This is a genomic window from Streptomyces sp. FIT100 (assembly GCF_024584805.1).
In the GTDB taxonomy this organism is placed as follows: domain Bacteria; phylum Actinomycetota; class Actinomycetes; order Streptomycetales; family Streptomycetaceae; genus Streptomyces.
The window spans coordinates 2,725,128-2,749,676 of sequence record NZ_CP075715.1; the positions used below are offsets into that span (position 1 = coordinate 2,725,128).

General features: G+C 72.1%; 17 protein-coding genes and 1 pseudogene. 7 read left to right on the forward strand and 11 right to left on the reverse strand.

Features of this window, described 5'->3' with window-relative positions; translation table 11 throughout:
* Positions 1–72: 72 nt before the first annotated feature.
* Positions 73–624, forward strand: a complete 552-nt coding sequence (locus KK483_RS11795; protein ID WP_262005183.1) for a DUF937 domain-containing protein — start codon at positions 73–75, stop codon at positions 622–624.
* 27 nt (positions 625–651) lie between these two features.
* Here KK483_RS11795 and KK483_RS11800 read toward each other — a convergent pair whose 3' ends face one another.
* From KK483_RS11800 to KK483_RS11810, 3 genes are read right to left on the reverse strand one after another with little or no spacing between them, the layout of a single operon-like run.
* Positions 652–1,449, reverse strand: coding sequence for a sugar phosphate isomerase/epimerase (locus tag KK483_RS11800; protein WP_262009448.1), 798 nt, complete (start codon positions 1,447–1,449; stop codon positions 652–654).
* Positions 1,450–1,481: 32 nt separating this feature from the next.
* A complete protein-coding gene (locus tag KK483_RS11805) occupies positions 1,482–2,642 on the reverse strand; it encodes a dihydrodipicolinate synthase family protein (protein WP_262005184.1) in 1,161 nt (386 codons plus the stop codon).
* Positions 2,639–3,790, reverse strand: coding sequence for a Gfo/Idh/MocA family protein (locus KK483_RS11810; protein ID WP_262005185.1), 1,152 nt, complete (start codon positions 3,788–3,790; stop codon positions 2,639–2,641). Before KK483_RS11810 ends, KK483_RS11805 begins: the two co-directional genes overlap by 4 nt.
* A 191-nt stretch (positions 3,791–3,981) precedes the next feature.
* Between KK483_RS11810 and KK483_RS11815 the strand changes: the two genes are divergently transcribed.
* From KK483_RS11815 to KK483_RS11825, 3 genes and pseudogenes are all read left to right on the forward strand, one after another.
* On the forward strand, positions 3,982–5,040 hold the full coding sequence (locus tag KK483_RS11815) for a LacI family DNA-binding transcriptional regulator (protein ID WP_262005186.1): 1,059 nt from the start codon (positions 3,982–3,984) through the stop codon (positions 5,038–5,040).
* A gap of 193 nt (positions 5,041–5,233) precedes the next feature.
* A complete protein-coding gene (locus KK483_RS11820; protein WP_262005187.1) occupies positions 5,234–6,178 on the forward strand; it encodes a helix-turn-helix domain-containing GNAT family N-acetyltransferase in 945 nt (314 codons plus the stop codon).
* A pseudogene (locus KK483_RS11825) lies at positions 6,175–6,954 on the forward strand (sugar phosphate isomerase/epimerase family protein); the annotation flags it as partial. The gene KK483_RS11820 and the pseudogene KK483_RS11825, both read left to right, overlap by 4 nt.
* Here the strand turns inward: KK483_RS11825 and KK483_RS11830 are convergent.
* Positions 6,836–7,795, reverse strand: coding sequence for an EamA family transporter (locus tag KK483_RS11830; RefSeq protein ID WP_313878807.1), 960 nt, complete (start codon positions 7,793–7,795; stop codon positions 6,836–6,838). The pseudogene KK483_RS11825 and the gene KK483_RS11830 overlap by 119 nt on opposite strands.
* A 286-nt stretch (positions 7,796–8,081) precedes the next feature.
* Here KK483_RS11830 and KK483_RS11835 point away from each other — a divergent pair, with 286 nt between their 5' ends.
* Positions 8,082–9,932: a glycoside hydrolase family 3 protein gene (locus KK483_RS11835; RefSeq protein WP_399013914.1), complete on the forward strand. Its 1,851-nt coding sequence runs from the start codon at positions 8,082–8,084 to the stop codon at positions 9,930–9,932.
* Positions 9,933–10,332: 400 nt separating this feature from the next.
* On the opposite strand, the gene KK483_RS11840 is transcribed toward KK483_RS11835, so the two are convergent.
* The 7 genes from KK483_RS11840 to KK483_RS11870 form a co-directional block, all read right to left on the reverse strand.
* Positions 10,333–11,805, reverse strand: a complete 1,473-nt coding sequence (locus KK483_RS11840) for a S28 family serine protease (RefSeq protein WP_262005190.1) — start codon at positions 11,803–11,805, stop codon at positions 10,333–10,335.
* Positions 11,806–11,956: 151 nt separating this feature from the next.
* Positions 11,957–12,337 carry a hypothetical protein gene (locus KK483_RS11845; RefSeq protein ID WP_399013916.1) on the reverse strand — a complete coding sequence of 127 codons (381 nt, stop codon included), beginning with the start codon at positions 12,335–12,337 and terminating at the stop codon, positions 11,957–11,959.
* 109 nt (positions 12,338–12,446) lie between these two features.
* Positions 12,447–16,178 carry an ABC transporter ATP-binding protein gene (locus KK483_RS11850; RefSeq protein WP_262005191.1) on the reverse strand — a complete coding sequence of 1,244 codons (3,732 nt, stop codon included), beginning with the start codon at positions 16,176–16,178 and terminating at the stop codon, positions 12,447–12,449.
* Between the two features lie 375 nt (positions 16,179–16,553).
* A complete protein-coding gene (locus tag KK483_RS11855) occupies positions 16,554–17,459 on the reverse strand; it encodes a serine hydrolase (RefSeq protein ID WP_399016031.1) in 906 nt (301 codons plus the stop codon).
* Between the two features lie 159 nt (positions 17,460–17,618).
* A complete protein-coding gene (locus KK483_RS11860; RefSeq protein ID WP_262005192.1) occupies positions 17,619–19,352 on the reverse strand; it encodes a thiamine pyrophosphate-binding protein in 1,734 nt (577 codons plus the stop codon).
* Between the two features lie 115 nt (positions 19,353–19,467).
* Positions 19,468–20,457 (reverse strand): agmatinase, encoded by a 990-nt coding sequence (gene speB, locus KK483_RS11865; RefSeq protein ID WP_262005193.1) that lies wholly within the window; start codon positions 20,455–20,457, stop codon positions 19,468–19,470.
* Positions 20,458–20,516: 59 nt separating this feature from the next.
* A complete protein-coding gene (locus KK483_RS11870) occupies positions 20,517–22,004 on the reverse strand; it encodes a sodium:solute symporter (protein WP_262005194.1) in 1,488 nt (495 codons plus the stop codon).
* A 187-nt stretch (positions 22,005–22,191) separates the two neighbouring features.
* On the opposite strand from KK483_RS11870, the gene KK483_RS11875 reads away from it, so the two are divergent.
* Together KK483_RS11875 and KK483_RS11880 are read left to right on the forward strand one after the other, a co-directional pair.
* Positions 22,192–23,799 carry a PucR family transcriptional regulator gene (locus KK483_RS11875; RefSeq protein ID WP_262005195.1) on the forward strand — a complete coding sequence of 536 codons (1,608 nt, stop codon included), beginning with the start codon at positions 22,192–22,194 and terminating at the stop codon, positions 23,797–23,799.
* Positions 23,800–23,999: 200 nt separating this feature from the next.
* Positions 24,000–24,482 (forward strand): hypothetical protein, encoded by a 483-nt coding sequence (locus KK483_RS11880; protein ID WP_262005196.1) that lies wholly within the window; start codon positions 24,000–24,002, stop codon positions 24,480–24,482.
* Positions 24,483–24,549: the final 67 nt, after the last annotated feature.

The following is a 24,549-nucleotide window of genomic DNA, read 5'->3' on the forward strand; positions in this document are numbered from 1 at the left end:
CGCGATTGCGGGCAGTTATTTTCGCGGAATCTCGAAATGCCGACATACCGGGGCAGCCTTAGCGTTTTCGCCATGAGCGACGATTCGTTTCAGCAGGACGTTCTGAACGAGCTGGGCGACGACCGGCTCACCGAGATCGCCGGACTGCTCGGTACGGATGCGGCCGGGGCCACGACCGTCGTCGACAGCTCGGTCTCGGAGCTGTCCGGCGGACTGCGGGAGGCCGCGGCGACACCGGACCAGGCGGAGGAGGTCCGGCAGGCCGTCGCCGAGGTGTCCGAGCCGCCTCTGGAGGGCGTGGCGACCCTCGGCGGCGGACTGCTGGGCGGCGGCTTGATGGCAAGCGTGCTCTCTCGGCTGGCCCGGCCCGCCGCGACGGCGGTCGCCAAACGGACGGGGCTTCCCGTCGCCACGGTCAGCCGCGTGCTCGAACTGCTGATCCCCGTGGTGGTGACCGTCCTGACGAAGCGTGCAGCAAGGGGCCGCTCCGGCGGCGCCGCCTCCGGGGGTACCCCCGCGACCCGCGGAGGGGCTCCCGGAGCAGCGCCGTCGCCCGGCGCCTCCGGCAGCGGCATGGGCGAGGTGCTCGGCGGACTGCTGGGCGGCGAGCCGAAGAAGCACTGAGCCGCCCCGCAACGCTCGTCCGGGCATCTACAGCACGTGCTGGGCGTAGCGCGCCGCCGTCTCCGACAGCACCTCCACGCCGTCACGCGCCCACAGCGCGTCGTTGAAGAGCTCCACCTCGATGGGGCCGGTGTAGCCCGCCGCGTCGACCCGTTCGCGCCAGGCGCGCAGGTCGACGGCCCCGTCGCCCAGCTGCCCGCGGCCGTTGAGCACGCCGGCCGGCAGCGGGGTGGTCCAGTCGGCCAATTGGAACGAGTGGATCCGCCCGCCCTCCCCCGCGCGTACGACCGCCGCCGGAGCCTGGTCGTCCCACCAGATGTGGTAGGTGTCCACGACGACGCCAACCTGCTCCGCGGGGAAGCGCTCGGCGATGTCGAGGGCCTGGGTGAGCGTGGAGACGGCGCAGCGGTCCGCCGCGTACATCGGGTGCAGCGGTTCGATCGCGAGGCGCACCCCCCGCTCGCCCGCGTACGGGGCGAGTTCACCCAGCGCGTCCGCGATGCGTTCGCGTGCGGCGGGCAGGTCCTTGCTGCCCGCCGGCAAGCCGCCCGAGACGAGGACGAGGGTGTCGGTGCCCAGCGTCACCGCCTCGTCGACGGCCGCGCGATTGTCTGCCAGGGCCTGCGCCCGCTCCACTCTGTCGATGGCGGTGAAGAAGCCGCCACGGCACAGAGTGGTGACCGCGAGCCCCGCGTCCCGTACGAGCTTGGCCGCGGCCTCGGCCCCGTACTCACGCACGGGTTCGCGCCAGAGCCCCACTCCGGGGACGCCGAGCGCCACGCAGGCTTGCGTGAGCTCGGGCAGGGTGAGCTGCTTGACGGTCATCTGGTTGATGCTGAAGCGGGCGAGGTCGTGCGTCACTGGGCCACTCCGTACACCGTGAGCAGGGACTTCATCCTGGCCTCCGCCAGTGCCGGGTCCGGGAACAGCCCGAGACCGTCGGCGAGTTCGTAGGCGCGCGCGAGATGCGGCAGCGACCGCGCGGACTGCAGGCCGCCGACCATCGTGAAGTGCGACTGGTGGCCGGCCAGCCACGCGAGGAACACCACTCCCGTCTTGTAGAAGCGGGTGGGCGCCTCGAACAGATGGCGGGAGAGCGCGACCGTCGGATCGAGGGTCGCGCGGAACCCGTTGGTGTCACCCGTGTCCAGGACGCGCACCGCTTCGGCCGCCAGCGGCCCCAGGGGGTCGAAGATGCCCAGCAGCGCGTGGCTGAAGCCCTGGTCGTCACCCGCGATGAGCTCGGGGTAGTTGAAGTCGTCGCCCGTGTAGCAGCGCACGCCTTCGGGGAGCCGGCGGCGCAGGTCGATCTCGCGCTGGGCGTCCAGCAGCGAGACCTTGATGCCGTCGACCTTGTCGGGGTGTTCGGTGATGACCTTGAGGAAGGTCTCGGTGGCCGCGTCGAGGTCCGTGCTGCCCCAGTAGCCCTCCAGCGCCGGGTCGAACATCGGTCCGAGCCAGTGGAGGATGACGGGCTCGCTCGCCTGCCGCAGCAGCCGGCCGTACACCTCGAAGTAGTCCTCAGGGCCGCGTGCCGCCCCGACGAGCGCCCTGGAGGCCATGAGGATCGCCTGCGCCCCGCAGTCCTCCACGTGCGCGAGCTGCTCCTCATACGCCGCTCCCACGGCTTCGAGGTCCGCCCCGGGCTGCGTGAGCTGGTCGGTGCCGGCACCGCAGGCGATGCGGCCGCCGACAGCCCTCGCCTCCCCGGCCGAGCGGCGGATCAGCTCCGCGGCGCCCGCCCAGTCCAGGCCCATGCCGCGCTGCGCCGTGTCCATGGCCTCGGCCACCCCGAGCCCGTGCGCCCACAGATGACGCCGGAAGGCGAGCGTCGCCTCCCAGTCGACGGCGGCAAGGCCGTCAGGGGTGGTGTCGGCGTACGGGTCGGCGACGACGTGCGCGGCCGAGAAGACCGTGCGGGAGACGAGTGGGGAACCGCCTGCCGGGTGGGCAGTCCCTTCGACCCGCGGTTCGTACGTGCGGAGCGTCCCGCCGACGCCTGGCAGCCGGATCGTCACAGCGTCAGCTCCGGCACGTCGAAGCGGCGTCCCTCGGCCGACGATTTCAGTCCGAGTTCGGCAAGCTGCACCCCGCGCGCGCCCGCGAGCAGGTCCCAGTGGTACGGCTCCCCGAGGGCGACATGGCGCAGGAAGAGCTCCCACTGCGCCTTGAATCCGTTGTCGAACTCCATGTTGTCCGGCACCTCCTGCCACTGGTCGCGGAAGGACTCGGTGGCGGGCAGGTCCGGGTTCCATACGGGCTTCGGCGTGGCGCTGCGGTGCTGTACGCGGCAGCGGCGCAGTCCGGCGACGGCCGAGCCGTGCGTGCCGTCGACCTGGAACTCGACCAGTTCGTCGCGGTTCACACGGACCGCCCAGGAGGAGTTGATCTGGGCGACGGCGCCGCCCTCCAGCTGGAAGACGGCGTACGCGGCGTCGTCCGCGGTGGCCGCGTACGGCTTGCCGCGCTCGTCCCAGCGCTGCGGGACGTGGGTGACGACCTGCGCCTGAACGCTCGTCACCCGGCCGAACAGCTCGTGGAGCACGTACTCCCAGTGCGGGAACATGTCGACGACGATGCCGCCGCCGTCCTCGGAGCGGTAGTTCCAGGAGGGCCGCTGGGCGTCCTGCCAGTCGCCCTCGAAGACCCAGTAGCCGAACTCCCCCCGGACGGAGAGGATCTCCCCGAAGAAGCCGCCGTCGATGAGGCGCTTCAGCTTCAGCAGCCCGGGCAGGAAGATCTTGTCCTGGACGACACCGTGCCGCACACCGGCGGCCTGGGCGAGCCGGGCGAGTTCGAGGGCGCCGTCGAGGTCGGTCGCGGTGGGCTTCTCGGTGTAGATGTGCTTGCCCGCGGCGATCGCCTTCTTGATCGCCTCGACGCGGGCCGACGTGACCTGGGCGTCGAAGTAGAGGTCGACCGTGTCGTCGGCGAGCACGGCGTCGAGGTCCGTGGACCACTCCGTCAGGCCGTGCCGCTCGGCGAGTTCACGCAGGGCGTGCTCACGGCGGCCGATGAGGACCGGCTCCGGCCAGAGGACCTCGCCGTCGCCGAGGTCGAGACCGCCCTGCTCGCGGAGCGCGAGGATGGAGCGCACCAGGTGCTGCCGGTACCCCATCCGTCCGGTGACGCCGTTCATGGCGATCCGCACTGTCCTGCGTGTCACGAAACTGCCTCCATGTTCCCCGGTTCCCCAGTCCCCGCGATTCCCCAGCGCTCTCGCGTCGTCACGTTCCCGCACCTCACGTCCTCGGTCGGCTGCGAAACGGTGACAGCAAGCGCTTTCTATGCGCTATGACGCTAGCCTGCGCACAGTGGCCCTGCAAGAGCTCGGCCCGATCTCCCCGGAGGAAAGCGATGACAGTCACGCTGGCGGATGTGGCGGCCCGCGCCCGGGTGTCTCCTGCGACCGTCTCCCGGGTGCTCAACGGCAACTACCCGGTCGCCGCGACGACTCGGGAGCGCGTGCTGCGCGCCGTCGACGAGCTCGACTACGTACTCAACGGGCCGGCCAGTTCACTCGCCGCCGCCACCTCCGACCTGGTCGGCATCCTCGTCAACGACATCGCCGACCCGTTCTTCGGGATCATGGCCGGGGCGGCGCAGACCGCCATCGGAGAAGGCGCCTCCGGGCGGGCAGGCGGCGAGAAGCTGGCGGTCGTCTGCAACACGGGCGGCTCGCCGGAGCGCGAACTGACCTACCTCACCCTCCTCCAGCGGCAGCGTGCCGCGGCGGTCGTCCTGACCGGAGGGGCCCTGGAGGACCCGGACCACATCGCAGCGATGTCGGCCAAGCTGGCGAGGCTCGCGAATGCGGGGACGACGGTGGTGCTGTGCGGCCGGCCGCCCGTGCCGGGCGATTCCGTCACGGCCACGCTGACCTTCGACAACCGGGGCGGGGGACGGCGGCTCACCGAGCATCTGCTCGCGCTCGGGCACCGCAGGATCGGGTACGTCGCCGGCCCGGCCGAGCGCACGACGACGCGCCACCGCCTGGAAGGCCACCGTGCGGCACTGGCCGCGGCGGGGATCGACGAGGACCAGGAACGGCTCACCGTGCACGGTTCGTACGACCGGCGCTCGGGCTACGACGCGACGCGCGAGCTGCTGCGCCGCGCCCCGGGGCTGACCGCGATCGCGGCAGCCAACGACACGGTGGCGCTCGGCGCCTGCGCGGCACTGCGCGACCAGGGCCTGCGTATCCCCGAGGACGTGTCGGTGGCCGGCTTCGACGATCTGCCGTTCTCGGTGGACGCGGTTCCCGCGCTCACGACGGTACGGCTGCCGCTGCACGAGGCGGGCACGCGCGCGGGGCGGCTCGCGATGGGCAAGGAGACGCCACCGCCGGGGGGTATCGCGACGATCGGCGCGGAGCTGATGGCCCGGGCGTCGACGGCACCGCCGAAGCGGGGGTGAGTCCGGGCTGGGCCTGACCGGATGGACCGGGCCGGGTAGGCCGGGCCGCCCCGGGCCGGGGCCGGGCCGGACCTGACCGGATGGGCGTCGGCGGCCTGATCAGGGGCGTGGGCGAAAGTTGTCCACAGGGCTTGCCGGACGTCGGCGCACGAACCTAGCCTTGACTCAGTCAAAGGAAAGGTCGGTGTGGATCATGGCCGTTCACGAGATCCGCGCTTTCAACCGCTTTTACACGAACCTCATCGGCGCGCTCGACTACAGCAAGCATCTGTACACGCCGTACACGCTGACGGAGTCCCGCGTGCTGTACGAGCTCGCGCATGCCCCGCGCACGGATGCGGCCGACCTCCGGATGGAGCTCTCGCTGGACGCGGGATACCTGAGCCGACTGCTCGGCAAGTTCGAGCGCGACGGGCTGGTCGAGCGGGCGCCGTCGGAGGCGGACTCGCGACGGCAGCGCATCACGCTCACGCAGCGCGGGCGGGAGGCGACCGCACTGCTGGACGAGCGGTCGCGGGAAGCCGTCGGCAAGCTGCTGTCGGCCGTGCCGACGGACGACCGCCCCCGTCTTGCGGACGCGATGCGCACGGTGCGGGACATACTGGGCGAGGCCCGCCCCGACCAGGACAGGCATCATGAGGGACCCGTGCTGCGGGAGCCCGCCCCCGGCGACCTGGGCTGGATAGTCCAGCGCCACGGCGCGCTCTACGCCGCGGAGTTCGGGTGGAACACCGACTTCGAGGGTCTTGTCGCCCGCATCGTCGCGGACTTCGCCCAGGACCACGACCCGCATCTGGAGCGGGTGTGGATGGCCGAGCTGGACGGCCGGCCGGTCGGCTCGGTGATGTGCGTGCGGGACGAGGCGCCGGCCACCGCCCGGCTGCGGCTGCTGCTGGTCGAGACCGATGCGCGCGGGCACGGTCTCGGGGACCGGCTGGTGCGGACCGTCGTGGACTTCGCCCGCGAGGTCGGCTACCGGGAGCTGGTGCTGTGGACCAACGACGTGCTCACCGCCGCCCGCACGATCTACCAGCGCGCCGGGTTCACCCTCGTCGCGGAGAAGCCCCACCGCTCGTACGGTGCCGACCTGGTCGGCCAGGACTGGCGGCTCCCGCTCCAGGAAGGTCCGGCCCGGTGAAGCTCGCGTTCTCAACGCTGGGTGTGCCCAGGATGCCCATGCCGGAGGTGGCCGCCCTCGCCGCATCGGCCGGCTATCGGGGAGTGGAGCTGCGGGCGCACCCCGAGGAGCCGGTCCACCCTGGAATCGGCCGGCGCGAACGGGCTGCGGTGAAGGCGGAGTTCACGGGATCCGGCGTGGAGATCCTCACGGTCGCGGGGTATGCGCGGGTGGCGGCAGCGGGCGCCGACGAGGCCGTCCGCGAGGAGTTCGCCGAACTGCTCACGCTGGCGCACGACTTGGGCGCTCCCTACGTGCGGGTCTTCCCCGGTGGCGGCGACCAGGATCCGGCGGGGGCCGACGCCACGGCCGCCCGCCGGCTGGCCGCGGCCGCGGAGACGGCGGCGGAGCTGGGCGTGCGGATCCTGCTGGAGACCCATGACTCGCACCGCACGGGCGCGGCGGTGTCCCGAGTCCTGGGGCCGGTCGGCCATCGCCATGCGGGCGCGCTGTGGGACGTGATGCACCCCTGGCTGGACGGCGAGCCGCCGGCCGCCACACATGCCGCGCTCGCCCCGTTCCTCGGCTACGTCCAGGTCAAGGACGTCGCCTCGCCGGAGGACCTCACACCTCTGCCCCTCGGTGCCGGTGCTCTGCCCCTCGCCGAGTGCCTGTCGCTCACGGCCGACGAAGGCTGGGTGTGCTGGGAGTACGAGAAGCGCTGGTATCCGGAAGCGGCGGAGCTGCCGGGGCTGCTGGCAGCGGGGAGGGAGCATCTGGAGTCGCTTTGCGCGCCAGTGAGGTGAGGGCGACTCCGCCGACGAGCAGGGCCGCCGTGCACCAGCGCAGCGGGCTGACGGGCTCGCCGAGGAAAAGGGCCGCGGAGGACATGCCGAAGACCGGGACGAGGAGGGAGAAGGGGGCCACGGAGGAGGCCGGGTGGTTGCGCAGCAGCCAGCCCCAGGCGCCGAAGCCGAAGACGGTGGTGACCCACGCGACGTAGACGATGACGCCGGCGCCCGCCCAGTCGAGTCCGCGCAGTGCGGCGAGGTCCTGCTCCGGGCCTTCGATCAGCAGGGAGAGGACGACCAGGGGGAGGACGGGAACGGTCGAGACCCAGACCATGAAGTTGAGGGCGTCGGGTGGTGATGCCTTGCGGGTCAGGACGTTGGAGACGCCCCAGCAGGCGGCCGCGGCGATCACGAGCGCGAAGCCGATCATCGGGCCCGAGCCGCCTTCGTCGATCGCGGCGACCCCGATTCCCGCCAGGGCGATGAGCATGCCGAGCAACCGCACTCGGCCGGGCCGCTCCCCCAGGGCCAGGAAGGCGAAGGCGGCGGTGAACACCGCCTGGATCTGCAGGATCAGCGAGGACAGTCCGGCCGGGGCGCCCTCGTTCATCCCGGTGAAGAGCAGGCTGAACTTGGCGACGCCCAGGACGAGTCCGACGGCGATGATCCACTTCCAGGCCACCTTGGGGCGGCCGACGAAGAACACCGCCGGAAGGGCTGCGACCAGGAAGCGCAGGGCCGAGAAGAGGAGAGGGGGGAAGTGATCGAGCCCGATCTCGATGACGACGAAGTTCACGCCCCACACAGCGGCGACGAGGGCGGCGAGAGCGATGTGAGCGGGGCGCATGACCACAGGTTCGCGGGTGGCCCCTCGTAGCACCAGTGCGGATTTCTACACGGTGACCGGAAGCAACGCTTAAGCGGCACGGTGGCAGCGCACATCACCCCGGCCGCCCCGGCTCCTTCGGCCGCCCGGAGTTGATCCTCCGCCCGAAGGTGATCCTCGGCCGAGGTGATCCTCCGCCCGAAGGTGATCCTCCAGCAGCACGGATGCCGTTCGCACTCCTCGGCGACCACATCCCTTGACTGGCAGTTACTTTCCAGATATCCGTGGCACCTTGGAAGTTTCCTTCATGGGAGGAGCACCAGTGCAGGACCGGACGACCCCCTCCAGACGTACTCTCCTCACCGCAACCGCCGCCGGAGCCGCGGCCGTCGCTCTTGCCGCAGGCCCCGCGAGCGCCCACAGCGACGCCCGGGCCCAGGCCGCCACTCGTGACCGCCTCAAGCGGCTCATCTCCCGGATGAGTCTGGAGGAGAAGGTCGGGCAGCTCTTCGTCATGCGGGTGTACGGCCACTCGGCCACCGCCCCCGACCAGGCCGATATCGACGCCAACCTCACGGAGATCGGCGTCCGGACGGCCGCCGAGCTGATCGAGCGTTACCACGTCGGCGGAATCATCTACTTCGTCTGGGCCCACAACACCCGCGACCCCCACCAGATCGCCGATCTCTCCAACGGCATCCAGCAGGCGGGCCTCGCCCAGCCCACGCCCATCCCCCTGCTGATCTCCACCGACCAGGAGCACGGCATCGTCGCCCGCGTCGGCAAGCCCGCGACCCTCGTGCCCGGTGCGATGGCGCTCGGCGCGGGCGGTTCGCGGTCGGACGCCCGGGAGGCGGCGCGGATCGCCGGTGCCGAGCTCGCCGCGATGGGCATCGTGCAGAACTACGCGCCGGTCGCCGATGTGAACGTGAACCCGGCCAACCCCGTCATCGGCGTACGGTCCTTCGGTGCCGATCCGCAGTCCGTGGCCGGGCTCGTCGCCGCCCAGGTGCGCGGGTACCAGAGCGCGGGCGTCGCCGCGACGTCCAAGCACTTCCCGGGCCACGGCGACACCAAGGACGACAGCCACTACGCCCTCCCCACCATCCACCACACCCGCGAGCAGTGGGGCGAGCTGGACGCACCGCCGTTCCAGGCCGCCATCGCCGCCGGGATCGACTCGATCATGACCGCGCACATCGTGGTCCCCGCGCTCGACCCCAGCGAGGACCCCGCGACCCTCTCCCGCCCCATCCTGACGGGCATACTGCGCGAGCAGCTCGGCTACGACGGGGTCGTGGTCACCGACTCGCTCGGCATGGCGGGCGTGCGGCAGAAGTACGGCGACGAGCGCGTCCCCGTGCTGGCGCTGAAGGCGGGCTGCGACCAGCTGCTCAACCCGCCGAGCCTGCCCCTCGCCTGGAACGCCGTCCTCGATGCCGTCAAGACCGGCGAGCTGACCGAGCAGCGCCTCGAAGAGTCCATCCTGCGCATCCTCCTGCTGAAGACGAAACTCGGGCTGTTCCGCGGCCCGTTCGTCACCCATGAGGGAGTGGACCGCATGGTCGGCACCCGGTCGCATCTGAAGGCCGCGGACCGGATCGCCGAGGAGACGACGACCCTGCTGGCCAACGAGGGCGGCCTGCTGCCGCTTTCCCCCCGCCGGCACGCCGACGTCCTGGTCGTCGGCGCCGATCCGGCCTCGCCCTCCGGGACGACCGGCCCTCCCACCACCACCCTCGCCACGGCCTTCACCGAACTCGGGTTTGCGGCGACCGTGGTGTCCACCGGCATCACCCCGACCGCCGCGAAGATCGACGAGGCGGTGGCGGCCGCGGCCGGTAGGGACGTCGTCGTCGTCGGCACGTACAACGTCTCGGCGACCAGCCCCCAGCGCACGCTGGTGGCCCGGCTCGCCGCGACGGGCGTGCCCGTGGTCACGGTCGCCATCCGCAATCCGTACGACATCGCACAGCTGACGGGCATGGGCGCCGCGGCCTCGCTCGCCGCGTACAGCTGGACGGACGTCGAACTGAGCGCGGCCGTCAGGGTGATCGCGGGCCGCGCCGAGCCGTCGGGGAGGCTCCCCGTGCCGGTGCAGCGGGCGGACGATCCCGCCCAGGTGCTGTACCCGGTGGGATACGGACTGACCTATTAGGTAGTAGCGCGGTGTGGGCCGCGCCGTCGGCGCACCACCCTCACACGGCGCAAAGTCCCTCTGCTCCCCCGGCGTGCACCCGGGCCCGCGGGTCACGCCGGGCGGAGCGATCGGGGGATGCATGCACGCGGGACGTCTGCCGGGCGTGGGCGTGGTCTGCGCACTCATGGTCGCCTGCCATCCGTCACCGGGAGGCGGCAGCCGTGGCGTCACCGGTGCGCGCGAGGCGGCGTGCACGAGCGAGAGGGCGGTGGCCCGAGTTCACGGTGGTGTCCGCCATGGAGGAGCGGGCGCAGTGCCCGTCCTCGGCCGATCCGTACGTCCGGCTGCCGTTCGGGGAAGACCCGGTGGGCTGCGCCCGTCGCCTGTGGCACACGGTCGACGGACGCAGCCCGGGTGATCACGGGCGCAGCGTCGGCTCCCGCTCGATGTCCTGCTTGTCGAGCTTCGCGTCGGGCTTCGTCAGCCGCTTCGCCTTCGCCGGGTCCTCCTGGACCGCGGTCGGGGCGACGCCCGCCCACTCCAGGATCCGCGCAGTGGCCTGCGCCTTCTGGTCGGGGTTCAGACCGGCCACGTTGGCGCCGTGGTTGGCGCCGGGGGCGGTGAAGACATAGCTGTCGCGCGCGCCCTTGCCGAGCCTGAACGGTTCAGCACCCCACGGGTCGTTCTCGCCGTAGACGAAGAGCATCTGCCGGGCATGGTGGCGGACCCAGCCGTCCACGTCGTCCATCACCCACGGCTTGAAGTGCATCGGGATGTCCCGCGGCACGAAGTTCCGCGGCGGCTGGTAGCCGTAGCGGCTCAGTCCCTTGAGGTGCGGCAACGTGATGGTGGGCGCGCCCAGCTCGGTGCCCGCCTGGTAGTAGTACGGGGTGTACGGCTCCAGGCCCTGGTCGGTGTAGAAGGAGAAGCCGGAGATCGCGTCGACGCTGTCCCAGATCTCCTGGTCCGTGGCGGTCGCCGCGACCGGGACCGCGTCGCAGTCGGCGGCCAGGCTGTACTGCCAGAACGCCCAGGTGTAGTCGAGGACGACGGCCTCGAAGGCCCTGTCGAGCGAGCCGACGGTCTTGAAGGTGTAGCCGTTGTCGGCCGCGTACGTGGTGTAGAGGGCCTCCAGCGGCTCACGGCGTACGAGCGCCTCGCGCTGCACCGCGTTCAGCTTGTCGCGGCACTCCTTGGTGCCGACCTTCTCGAAGAACCGGTCGTAGGCCGCGTCCTCCTTGTTGTCCACGTCGTTGGGCGCGACGTACGCGACGACACCGTCCATGTCCCGCGGGTAGAAGCGCTCGTAGTACGTTGCGGTCATGCCGCCCTTCGAGCCGCCGGTGGAGATCCACTTCTTGTCGTAGATCTTCTTCAGCGCGCCGAAGACACGGTGCTGGTCGCTCGCGGCCTGCCAGATGTCGAGCTTGGACCAGTCGGCGGGCTGGGGCCGGGACGGGGTGAAGTAGCGGTACTCCAGGTCGACCTGGTTGCCGTCCACGATCTGGGTGGGCTCGCGGCGGCGGGGGCTCGTGCCCACGTTGTAGCCGCTGGTGTAGAAGACGGTCGGGCGGGCCGTGTCCTTGTGCAGCACGGTGATCCGCTGCTGGAACGTGCCCTTGGAAGGCCGGCGGTGGTCGACCGGCTGGGTGTAGTTCAGGACGAAGTAGCGGTAGCCGGGGTACGGCTTCTCCTCGATCAGGCTCATCCCGGGGATCGCGAGGATCCGGTCCTTGATGTCGGCTTCCGTGCCGGTGTCGGCAACGGTGCCGGCGGACGCTCCCGGTGAGCCCGTGACGGCCGGATCGGCGGCGGTGGCCGCGCTCGCCGTCGCACCTGCCGTGCCTATGAGCACGGTCAGCGACAGCAGCCATCTCAGCGCCTTGCGCATGCAGCACCCTCCCCTTGGTTCACATTGGTCGCGGTGAACCTAGCGGGGGCAACACCCACATCGCCAGACCCAGTTGTCGTGGCGAATTCCGGTCAACGGTGCGTCAGTACAGGATTCGACAACGGAATCGGCAACGGAATCGGCACTGGATTCAGCACAGGATCCAGCCGGTCGAGGCGCTGTGCCCGGCGATGGCGCCCGAGACGCGGACGCAGCGGTTGAGCGCGTGCACGGTGACCGGGCCCGCCTGCCGGGTGAAGCGGCCCCTGTCCACGGCGGCGTGGCCGCCGCGGGGCTGGAGGGACACCGACATCTCCCGCCGGGCGCCGGGCTTTCTGGCGACGGCGAGGGCGCACACGTACTGGCGGGTCTTGTGGATGCGCAGCTCGCCCGTCGCGAACAGCACCGTCTTCGCCGGGCGTCCGGAGCACACGGACACGGCCGCCGCCTGCTGTCTCCCGGAACCGGCCGCGGACAGCGTCATGACGACGGCGAGCACCACGACGGTATGCACCACCAGTCTTCCGAACACCCTTGCTCCCCTCATGCACCAAGCCGTACTGACGTACGACGCAACACGGGCCCGGGCGGTTGCCGAAACCGGCAACTCACCCGGGCCCGCTGGGCGGGGGTTCAGGGCCTCAGGCCGGCGTGGGCGCCTCCTCCGTGGGCGCCTCCTCGCCGATGAACGTCCGCCACAGCCGCGCGTACCGCCCGTCCTCGGCCAGGAGTTCGTCGTGCGTACCGTCCTCGACGACCCGGCCGCGGTCCATGACGACCACCCGGTCGGCGCGGGCGGCGGTGGTCAGCCGGTGGGCGACGACGAGCGTCGTGCGGCGTCCGGTGAGACGGTCGGTGGCCTGGTTGACCTGGGCCTCGGTGGCCAGGTCCAGCGCGGCGGTCGCCTCGTCGAGCAGGAGCACGTCCGGGTCGACGAGCTCCGCCCGGGCGAGCGCGACGAGCTGGCGCTGGCCCGCCGAGAGGTTCCGGCCGCGCTCGGCGACCTCATGCAGATAGCCGCCGTCCAGCATGGCGATCATGTCGTGGGCGCCGACGGCACGGGCCGCCGCCTCCACCTCGGCGTCGGTCGCCTCCGGACGCCCGTACGCGATGGCGTCGCGCACCGTGCCGGGGAAGAGGTACGCCTCCTGCGGGACGACACCGAGCCGGTGCCGGTACGCGGTGAGGTCGAGGTCGCGCAGATCGGCGCCGTCGGCCGTGACCCGCCCGCTGCTCGGGTCGTAGAACCGGGCCACCAGCTTGACCAGCGTCGACTTGCCCGCGCCGGTCTCGCCGACGAAGGCGACCGTCTGCCCGGCCGGGATCCGCAGGTCGACGCCGCTGAGCGCTTCTTCGTCGTCGCCGTAGGCGAACGACACGTCCTCGAAGGCGATCTCGCCGCGCAGCGACAGCACGTCGAGCGGCTCCCGGGCCTCGGCCGTCGACGTCGGCTCGCGCAGCAGCTCCTGGATGCGGCCCAGCGACACGGTCGCCTGCTGATAGCCGTCGAAGACCTGCGACAGCTGCTGCACGGGCGCGAAGAACAGATCGATGTACAGCAGATACGCGACCAGCGCACCCGTCGTGAGCGTGCCCGCCTCGATCCGTCCCGCGCCGACGATCAGCACGGCCGCGGCCGCCACCGACGCCAGCAGCTGGACGAACGGGAAGTACACGGAGATCAGCCACTGGCCGCGCACCCGCGCCTCGCGGTAGCTCTCGCTGCGCTCCACGAACCGCCGGTTCCCGGAGCGCTCGCGGCGGAACGCCTGCACGATCCGCAGCCCGCTGACCGACTCCTGGAGGTCGGCGTTGACGACGCCGATGCGCTCGCGCGCGAGTTCGTACGCCCTCACCGACCGGCGCCGGAAGAAGAAGGTGCCCACGACCAGCACCGGCAGCGTCGCGAAGACCACCAGCGCCAGCTGCACGTCGATCACCACCAGCACGGCCATGATGCCGAAGAAGGTGACGACCGAGACGAAGGCGGTGACCAGACCGGTCTGGAGGAACGTGGACAGGGCATCCACGTCCGTCGTCATCCGGGTCATGATCCGGCCGGTCAGCTCGCGTTCGTAGTAGTCGAGGCCGAGCCGCTGCAACTGCGCGAAGATCTTCAGCCGGAGCGCGTAGAGGATCCGCTCGCCGGTGCGCCCCGTCATCCGGGTCTCGCCGATCTGCGCCGCCCACTGCACGACCACGGTGACGAGCGCCAGCGCGGACGCCGCCCACACCGCGGCCATCGCCGCCTTCTCGACACCGTCGTCGATGCCGTGCCGGATCAGCACCGGCAGCAGCAGGCCCATGCCCGCGTCCATCGCGACCAGCACCAGGCTGAACAGCAGCGGGAGACCGAAACCGCGCAGCAGCCTGCGCAGTCCGTACGACACCTCGGGCGTCACCGCCCGCACCTCGTCGACGTCGGGCGTCTCGGTGGCCGGGGGCAGCGCCGCGACCTGGGCGAGCAGCTCGGGCGTGGCCCCGGTGACCGCGTCCTCCTCCGCCTCCTCCTTGCGCACCCACAGCGGCGGCGTGATGCCCCGCTCGGCGTCGAACCCGGCGTCGAGCTCGGCCAGGACGGTGCGGTCCTCGGGCAGCTCGACGGTGACGGTGTGCCCCGGCGAGACCCCGCCCATCTCGTCCGGGTCGGTGAGCAGCCGCCGGTACAGCGCGGAGCGCTCCTGGAGCTCCTCGTGGGTGCCGATGTCGGCGAGCCGGCCGCCGTCGAGTACGGCGATGCGGTCGGCGAGGCCGAGCGTGGAGCGGCGGTGGGCGATGAGCAGCGTCGTCCGCCCGGCCATCACGCCGCGCAGCGCCTCGTGGATCTCGTGCTCGACACGCGCGTCCACGGCGGAGGTGGCGTCGTCGAGGAGCAGCAGCCGGGGGTCGGCGAGGATCGCGCGGGCGAGGGCGATGCGCTGGCGCTGGCCCCCGGAGAGGGTGAGGCCGTGCTCACCGACCGTGGTGGCGTACCCGTCGGGCAGCTCGTCGATGAAACGGTCCGCCTGCGCCGTGCGCGCGGCCTGGACGATCTCCTCGTCCGTCGCGTCGGGCTTTCCGTACGCGATGTTGGCGCGGACGGTGTCGGAGAAGAGGAAGCTGTCCTCCGGGACGAGGCCGATGGCGGCGCGCAGCGAGTCGAGGGTCAGCTCGCGCACGTCGTGGCCGCCGACGAGGACGGCGCCGTGCGTGACGTCGTAGAAGCGCGGCAGCAGCAGCGAGACGGTGGACTTCCCGCTGCCCGACGAGCCGACGACGGCCACGGTCTCACCGGGCCTGATCTCCAGCGAGAAACCGTCGAGCACGGGCCGCCCCGCCTCGCCGGCGGAGCCGTACGCGAAGCCGACGTCGTCGAACTCGACGGTCGCCGGGGCGTCGGGCGGCAGCTCCTTCGTGCCCTCCTGCAGCGACGGCCGGGTGTCGATCAGCTCCAGCACCCGCTCGACCCCGGCCCGGGCCTGCTGGCCGACGGTGAGCACCATGGCGAGCATCCGCACCGGCCCGACGAGCTGGGCGAGATAGGTCGAGAAGGCGACAAAGGTACCCAGGGTGATCTGGCCGCGGGTCGCCAGCCAGCCACCCAGCGCCAGCATCGCGACCTGTCCGAACGCGGGCACGGCCTGAAGGGCGGGGGTGTAGCGGGCGTTGAGCCGGATCGTGCGCAGCCGGCCCGCGTAGAGCCTGCGGCCGACCTCCCTGAGCTTTCCGGTCTCCTGCTCCTCCTGGCCGAAACCCTTGACGACCCGGACACCGGAGACGGCCCCGTCGACCACGCCGGCGACGTCGGCGGCCTGCTGCTGGGCGTACCAGGTGGCGGGGTGCAGCTTGACCCGGCTGCGCTTGGCGATGAACCAGAGGGCGGGGCCGACGGCGAGCGCGACCAGGGTGAGCGGCAGCGACAGCCAGGCCATGACGGCGAGGGAGATGACGAAGAGGAGGACGTTCCCGATCGTCATCGGGAGCATGAAGAGCAGCCCCTGGATGAGCTGGAGGTCGCTGGTCGCCCGTCCGACGACCTGTCCCGTGGAGAGCTCGTCCTGGCGCCGGCCGTCGAGCCGGGTGATCGTCGCGTACATCTCGGTACGGAGATCGTGCTGGACGTCGAGGGCGAGGCGGCCACCGTAGTAGCGGCGGATGTAGGTGAAGACGTAGACGACGACCGCGGCGCCGATCAGCAGACCGGTCCAGACCGCCAGTGACCGTGTGTGATCGCCGATGACGTCGTCGATGACGACCTTGGTGATCAGGGGGACGACGGCCATCACGGCCATGCCGGCGAGCGAGGACCCGAGGGCGAGCACGACGTTCAGCCGGTACCGCCAGGCGTACCCGGCCAGCCGCCGTGCCCACGAATGCTCTGCCGCCGCCGTCACCAGTGCCTCCCGATGTCCTGTTCTGCCGGAAGGCACCAACACGGGCCGCGGCGGATTTCATCCCGCGGCAACGTGCCGCAACAAAAGTACGGTCCCTGGTCCTAGGACCAGGGACCGTTCCCGGGAGCCGTACGGAGTACATGAGGCAGCCGAACGGGAGAGCGGCTAGGTCGTGTCTGACACATGGCGCCGTCCGCCCGCAGGGCGGCGTGCGCGGCATCCGGTACGTGCCATCGCAAGGCAGAGGACCATCCTCGTACCGGACGCACTCGGATGACTCCGACAACGCAGCGTCGGGGCACCTCCCGTGCCCGAAGGGCTACGGAGGAGTGCGTGCCGGGCATCGCGCACCAGGCGGGACTTGTCAGACACGGCCTAGCGCAGCGCCGGGTCCGCCTGTACGGCGTCCTGCGCCGGGCGGCCCGGAACCGCCGGGACGGCCTCCTCCGGAGTGGCCGTCGGCGTGTAGCCCAGGCGGGTGGGCGCGGTGGGGTTGAGGTCCTTGTGGACCGCGCGCGCGACGGCCTGGATCGTGTTGATGCCGTCGTTCATGGTCTTGTTGTCGTACGTGAGCACGGTGATCTGGTAGTCGTGCCCGCCACCGGTGAAGGCGGCCGTCGAGTGCACCCGCCAGCCGTGCGTGGACCGCGACAGCCAGCCGTTCTTCACGTGGATCCTGGCGGTGGCGGGGGCGCCCGCCGGGGCGCCCCAGCGCTGGGACGAGACGACCTGGTTCATCAGCTGGAGGATGTAGCTGCGCGAGGCATCCGTCAGCAGGCCGTTCTTCACCGTGATCCGCGACAGCAGCTTCTGCTGGTCGTAGGCGGTGATCTGGGTGAGCCCCCAGTAGCCGCCGGAGCCCGGGACGGTCTTGGTCATGCCCGCGGCGCGGAGGAAGTTCTGGATCTTGGTCGGTCCGAGCTGGCGCCACAGCGCGCTGGTCGAGTCGTTGTCCGACTGGGTGATCATGGCCTTGGCGCGGGACTTCTCGGTGGCCGTCAGCGCACGGCCGCTCTTCTGGGCATCCCATAGGAGAGCGGCGAGCACCGTCACCTTGACCACGCTGGCCGAGTCGAACCGCTGCTCGTGGCGCAGGGTGCAGCTCGTCCGGCTGATCCGGTCGTTGACGAAGATCGCCGTCGTCGACGCACGGCCCGCGAGGGCGCCGTTGATGTCCTTGGCCAGCTTGGCGGCCAGGCCCGGGGTGAGCGAGGTGCAGGTCGCGGCGGGTGCAGCGGCAGCGGCCGGCGTGGCGGTCGCCACCGTCGCGACGGCCGGCAGGAGCACGCCGAGCGCGACCGTCGCGCACAGGGCCGCACGTCTGCGGCGGATGATGAGGTGTGGGTTCACGCCTCACTTGACTCGACAGCGGACGAAAGGTTGTACGCGTGAGGCCCTGTCGTTCGACAGGGCCTCACGCGCGGATCCTGCGAGCGGAGCTCAGAGGTGCGTCGGCGCGAACATCCTCAGCAGCGCCGGCAGCACCACCACCGAAGGACCGGGCTCGGCCAGCGACTTGGCCAGGTCCTCGCGGAGCGACTCGGGCGTCGTACGCACCGCGGGCACCCCGAACGACTCGGCGAGCGCGACGAAGTCCGGGCGGGACAGCTCGGTCGCGGTCGCCTCGCCGAAGGCGTCGGTCATGTACTCGCGCAGGATGCCGTAGCCGCCGTCGTCGACGATCAGCCAGGTCACCGGCAGGTTGTACTGCCTCGCCGTCGCCAGCTCCGCGATCGAGTACATCGCGCCGCCGTCGCCGGAGACCGCGAGCACCGGACGGCTCGGCTCCGCGGCGGCCGCGCCGAGCGCGGCGGGGAAGCCGTAGCCGAGGCCGCCTGCGCCCTGGGCGGAGTGCATCGTGTTCGGCTGCCGGGCGTCGAAGGCGGACCAGGCCCAGTACGCCAGGATCGTCATGTCCCAGAAGCTCGGGGAGTCGTCCGGCAGGGCTTCGCGGACCGCGGCGAGCACCTGCTGCTCCAGGGTCAGCTCCTGGTCGGCGATCCGCTCGCGCACCTTCGCCAGCAGGGTGGACACCCGCTCGGCGGCGGCCGGGTCGCGGCGCTCCTCCACGGTCTCCAGCAGTACGGCCAGGGCCGTCCGGGCGTCGGCGTGGATGCCGAGCGCCGGGTGGTTGGACTCCAGCTTGCCGAGGTCCGCCTCGATCTGGATGACGCGGCCGCGCGGGGCGAACGTGTGGTAGTTCGAGGACAGTTCGCCGAGGCCCGAGCCGACGACCAGCAGGACGTCGGCGTCCTCCAGGAAGTCGGTGGTGTGCCGGTCCTCCAGCCAGGACCGCATCGACAGCGGGTGCTCCCACGGGAAGGCGCCCTTGCCGCCGAAGGTCGTGACGACCGGCGCGTCCAGCTTCTCGGCGAGCGCCAGCAGCTTGCCGGACGCGTCGGAGCGTACGACTCCGCCGCCCGCGATGATCGCCGGGCGCTCCGCGTTCCGCAGCAGGTCCGCGGCGACGGCGGTCAGTTCGGGGCGCGGCACGAGGTCGTGCGGGGTCGCGTCCATGGCGGAGACGACCGGCAGGGTCACCTCGGCGAGCAGCACGTCCTGCGGGATCTCCACCCAGACCGGGCCGTGCGGGGCGCTCAGCGCGGACTCCCAGGCGGCGGCGACGGCCGACGGGATCTGGGAGGCGTGGCGGACGGTGTGCACGGACTTGACGATGTCGCGGAACGACGCCTTCTGGTCGCGCAGTTCGTGCAGATAGCCGTGGCGCCCGCCGCCGAGGCCCGCGGTGGGGATCTGGCTGGAGATCGCCAGCACCGGGGCGCTGGCCGCGGCGGCCTCCTGGAGCGCGGCGAGCGAGGTCAGCGCGCCGGGTCCGGTGGACAGCAGCAGCGGCGCGACCTGCCCGGTGACCCGACCGTACGCGTCGGCCGCGAAGCCCGCGTTGTTCTCGACGCGCAGTCCGATGTACGCGAGATCGGAGCGGCGCAGCGCGTCGAACATGCCGAGCGCGTGCTGCCCGGGCAGCCCGAAGACGGTGGTCGCGCCGAGCCCGGCGAGGGTCTCGACGACGAGGTCACCGCCGTTCCGCCGATCAGACACGTGGCGCGTAGCGCCCCCTTGAGGGGTGGTGGCCGGGTGACGGGCGGGAGGGTTGAGCGCGGCCGCGGTCTGCGCCGCGGTGGGGCGCAGTACGAGGTCGTGGTCGTGGGTCACTTGGCGTCCTCTGCGTCGCGGTCGTTCTGCGTCCGGCGCGCCGGTGCTCCGGCCGCCGGGCCCCGGCCGGCCCGGCGCGAGCTCCTGGTGGCGCCGGGGCCGGTCGGGGTGGGGGTCACTTCGCGGCTTCCGCCGCGCCCGCGGCGCGGTTCGCCGCGATCTGGCGGGACATGATCGTGGTCAGCTCGTACGCGGTGTGGGAGGCCGCGACCGAGGTGATCTCGGCGTGGTCGTAGGCCGGGGAGACCTCGACGACGTCGGCGGAGACCAGGTTGCAGGAGGCGAGGCCGCGGAGGATCTCCAGGAGCTCGCGGGAGGTCATGCCGCCGGCCTCGGGGGTGCCGGTGCCGGGGGCGTGCGCCGGGTCGAGGCAGTCGATGTCGATGGAGATGTAGAGCGGGCGGTCGCCGATGCGCTGGCGGAGCTGGTCGGCGACCTCGTCGGCGCCGCGCCGGTAGACGTCGGACGAGGTGACGATGCCGAAGCCCATCTTCTCGTCGTCGGTGAGGTCCTGCTTGCCGTACAGCGGGCCGCGGATGCCGACGTGGGAGAGCGCCTCGGTGTCGAGGATGCCCTCCTCGACGGCACGGCGGAACGGGGTGCCGTGCGTGTACTCGGCGCCGAAGTAGGTGTCCCAGGTGTCCAGGTGCGCGTCGAAGTGCAGCAGCGCCACAGGGCCGTGCTTCTTGGCGACCGAGCGCAGCAGCGGCAGCGCGATGGTGTGGTCGCCGCCGAGGGTCATCATCCGGGCGCCGGTGCCCAGCAGGTCGTCGGCCGCTGCCTCGATGGTCTCGACGGCCTCGTTGATGTTGAACGGGTTGGCGGCGATGTCGCCCGCGTCCGCGACCTGCGCGAGCGCGAAGGGCGAGGCGTCCTGCGCCGGGTTGTACGGCCGCAGGAGCCTCGACGCCTCCCGGATGGCGTTGCCGCCGAAGCGCGCGCCGGGGCGGTACGAGACCCCGGCGTCGAAGGGCACGCCGACGACGGCGACATCGGTGGTACCGACCTCGTCGAGCCGGGGCAGCCGGGCGAACGTCGCGGGTCCGGCGTACCGCGGGATGCGGGACGAGTCGATGGGGCCGCGCGGCGTCTCGTTGCTGCTCATGACCATGCCTATTTCCTACGCTTTTCCTATGGTTCGCAGTCGTATGACTGTAACGGGGTTCAGGGGGTGGCCGGGACGGCCGGCTCCGCGGCCGCCTCCGCGGTGTCCGAGGGGCCGCCGCGGCCCGCGAGGCGCTCGCGCCAGTGGGCCAGGACCGCCGCGTCGGTCGGCGGGGTCGCCAGCGAGACGGCGACGTACGTGGCGAGCGAGGCGAGCAGGCCGTAGTAGACGGGCTCGTTGGCGAGGATGCCGTAGTGCCACATCAGGCCGATGACCGCGAGGCCGCCGACGACGACCGAGGAGAGCGCGCCGTGGACGGTGCCGCGCTTCCACAGCAGACCGCCGAGGATCGGGACCAGGAGTCCGCCGACGAGCAGGTTGTACGCGACCGTGAGCGCCTCGATCACGTTGTTCAGCGCGATGGCGATGACGATCACCGCGACGCCCATGGCCAGGATGAACAGCCGGTTGCCCTTGACCTCGTCGTGCGGTTCGCCGTCGGTGCCCCGGCGGGTGACGGCGCCGCGCAGCCGCTGCCAGATGTCGTTGTTGGCGACGGTGGCGCAGGCGATCAGCGCGCCGGACGAGGTGGACATCACGGCGGCGAGCGCGGCGGCGAGCACCAGGCCCCGCACACCGAGGGGGAGTTCGTCCTTGACGATGGTGGCGAAGGCGTCGTCGGCGTTGGCGAGGTTGGGGTAGAGCACCTTGGCGGCGGTGCCGATGACGGCGCCGGCGAGGGCGTAGACCAGGCAGTACGTGCCGGCGACGGTGCCGCCCCAGCGGGCGACCTTGTCGTTGCGGGCGGTGAAGACGCGCTGCCAGATGTCCTGGCCGATCAGCATGCCGAAGGTGTAGATCAGCACGTAGGTGAAGATCGTCTCGCCGCCGATGCCGAGCGGTGCGAAGTAGTCGGTGGGCAGCTGGGCCTTCATCTCCGCGAAGCCGCCGGCCTTGATCACCGCGATGGGCAGCAGCAGGAGCAGCACACCGATGGTCTTGACGACGAACTGCACCATGTCGGTGAGCGTGATCGACCACATGCCGCCGAGCGTGGAGTAGGCGACGACGATCGAGCCGCCGAGGATGATCGCGAGCGTCCGGTTCATGTCGAAGAGGACGTCGAAGATCGTGGCGTAGGCGATGGTCGAGGTGACCGCGAGCATCAGCGTGTACGCCCACATCACGACGCCGGTGATGAGCCCGGCGCGGCCGCCGTAGCGCAGGTCGAGCATCTCGGAGACGGTGTAGACCTTCAGCCGGGCGATGCGCGCGGAGAAGAAGACCGAGAGGGCGAGGAGGCCGAGGCCGATGGTGAAGACCATCCAGGCGCCGGAGAGCCCGTACTTGTAGCCGAGACCGACGCCGCCGATGGTGGAGGCGCCGCCGAGGACGATGGCGGCCATCGTGCCGGAGTACATCCAGGGGCCGAGCCTGCGGCCCGCCACCAGGAACTCGCTCTTGGACTTGGCGCGGCGCATGCCCCACCAGCCCATGGCCAGCATGCCGGCCAGATAGACGACGATCACTGCGTAGTCGACGGCCATGGGGCCCTCCTTCGCTCACCTCGGTGGCGTGTCGTGCAATGGATGTGAGGGGACGCGGCGGCTCTTGCGCGGGGACATCCGCCCGTACCCGCGGCCGCCGGACACCACGACGGTAAGTGGCCGGTAAGCGACGATGAAGTGTACGTTTCCTCCATTCTCGAAGACGCCGTCGGATGGAACGTCCACCATGCCGGATCCTGCGCCATACCCGTCCGCCCCAGCGGCCCCACCGGCCCCACCGATCCCGCTGGCCGCACTGCTGGCCCGTGAGGACCTGGGGCTGCGGCTCGTCGCGGGCCCCGAGGACGCCGAGATCCAGTGGGTGCACACCTCGGAGATGGCCGATCCGTACCCCTATCTGCTCGGCGGCGAGCTGCTGCTCACGGCGGGCGTGCTGCTGAAGGACCCGGAGACGTACGCCGCCCGGGTCGCCGAGGCGGGCGGCGCGGCGATCGGCTTCGGGGTCGCTCCCGTGTACGACACCGTGCCGCCGGCGCTCGTCGAGGCGTGCGAGCGGCGCGGGCTGCCGCTGGTCGAGGTGCCGCCGCAGACCCCGTTCACGGCGATCGCCCGTGCGGTCTGGCGGCTCATGGCCCAGGTCCGCCACCAGGAGCTCCGCCGGGTCAGCGAGGCCCAGCAGGGCCTGGCCACCGCCGCCGCCCGGCCCGACCCGGTCCTCGCCGTGCTCCAGCAGCTGGCGTCCCGCCTCGGCGGCTGGGCGGTGCTGCTCGCGCCGGACGGCTCCGTCCTCCAGTCGTCGGGGCGTCCGCCGTCGCGCGAGGCACGGGAGGCGCTGGGGCGGCTGGCGCGGGTGGTGAGCCCGGCGGCGGACGACGAGACCGGGTCCGGTTCGGGAGCGGGGCCGGGAACGGGAACGGGGCCGGGATCAAGATCAGGGTCAGGAGCGGGATCGGGGACGGGGACGGGGCCGGGGTCCGGGGACAGCGGCGCCGGGACCGGCGGGCCGGGCGACGGCGCCACACGCCGTGCTCCCGCGTCCGCGACCGACTCCGTCGCGGGCACGCACCTCGCCGCATACGCCCTCGGCGGCGGCGAGGCGCTCGCCCTCGGGATCGCGACCGAGGGGCGCGAGCCCGGCGGCCACACCGTCGCCGGCATGGCCGTCGTCCTGCTGTCGCTGCTCACGGCCCCGCACCAGGGCACCGACGCCACCGGCCGGTCCGCGGCCCTCGTACGGCTGCTGCTGGGTGCCGCGCCCGCCGACGTGGCGCCCACGCTCGGGCCGGGCCCCTGGGCCGTGGTCCACGCCACGCGCCCGGGCGAGCCGCCCGACCGGATCGCGGCGTCGGCGCTCGGTGCGGCGCTGGGCAGCGCGCTGGTGGACGCGGACGGCGCGACCGTACGGATCGTGCTCTCCGGTGAGCGCCGGATCGAGCCGCAGCCGGGCTGGACGCTCGGGGTCAGCGCCCCGGCCGACCCCGCCGAGCTGTCCGCCGCCGACACCGCGGCGGCGCGGGCTCTGCGCCGGGCCGAGGCGACCCGGGAGCCGCTGGCCCGCCAGCGCGACGCGGGCCTCGCGGAGCTGGTCGCCCCGGGCGAGGCCGCCGTCCACGCCCGGGGCCTCCTCGCGCCGATCGCGGGCACCCCGGCGCTCACCGAGACACTGCGCGTCTGGCTCTCGCTGCACGGCAGCTGGGACCGCACGGCGATCGCCCTCGGCGTCCACCGCAACACCGTGCGCCAGCGCATCGCCCGCTGTGCGGCGCTGCTCGGGGCGGACCTGGACGACGCGGACGTGCGGATGGAGCTGTGGTTCGCGCTGCGCTACGTGTGACGGGGCGCGTCACCGCATGCGGCGCGGGACGTGTCACCGCATGCGGGGCGGGGCGCGTCACCGCATGCGGGACTGGGCGCCTCGCCGCACGTGTGACGGGCCGCGTCGCCGCGGTTCCGTGGGAAGCCCACGACTCTCGCGCCCGAAGGCTGTCGGCACGACCCAAGTCCCGTGTGCCACAGCCGTGTTGGAATACGCCCATGGCCTCTCCCGCCGATGGAATCACGACCCTGGACCCGGACGAGCCCGAGCGCCGTCTGCGCACCGAGATCGAGCGGCTGCGGGAGGAGGCGGTGCGCCAGAAGGCACTCGCCCACCGGCGAGCCGAGTTCTGGGCCAAGGCCGATGTCGCCCTCGGCTTCCCCGCGGCCCTCCTCGCCGGCACGGCGGGAGCGGCGGGCCTGGCCACGGCGGACGCGCGGATCCCCGCGGCGCTGCTCGCCCTGGCCTCCGCCGGGTTCGCGGCCGGGGCCGGCTTCCTCCGCAGCGCCACCAGGTGCCGGGCCAACAAGCGCGCCCGCCGCGCATGGGCCGAGGTGGAGGGCAGGGCCGCGGTGAAGCTGACCCTGCACCGCCTGACCCCCGAGGACCTCGGCGAACTCCTCGAACTGCGCCAGGCCGCACTGGACTCCTACGACGGCGAGGACCCGCAGTCGGGAACGCCCACCCTCCCCCAGGGCTGAACGGGGAGGCGCGCGCCTCGACAGCGGACCGATCGGCGGGGGTGCCGCATCTCACTCTGGACAGGCT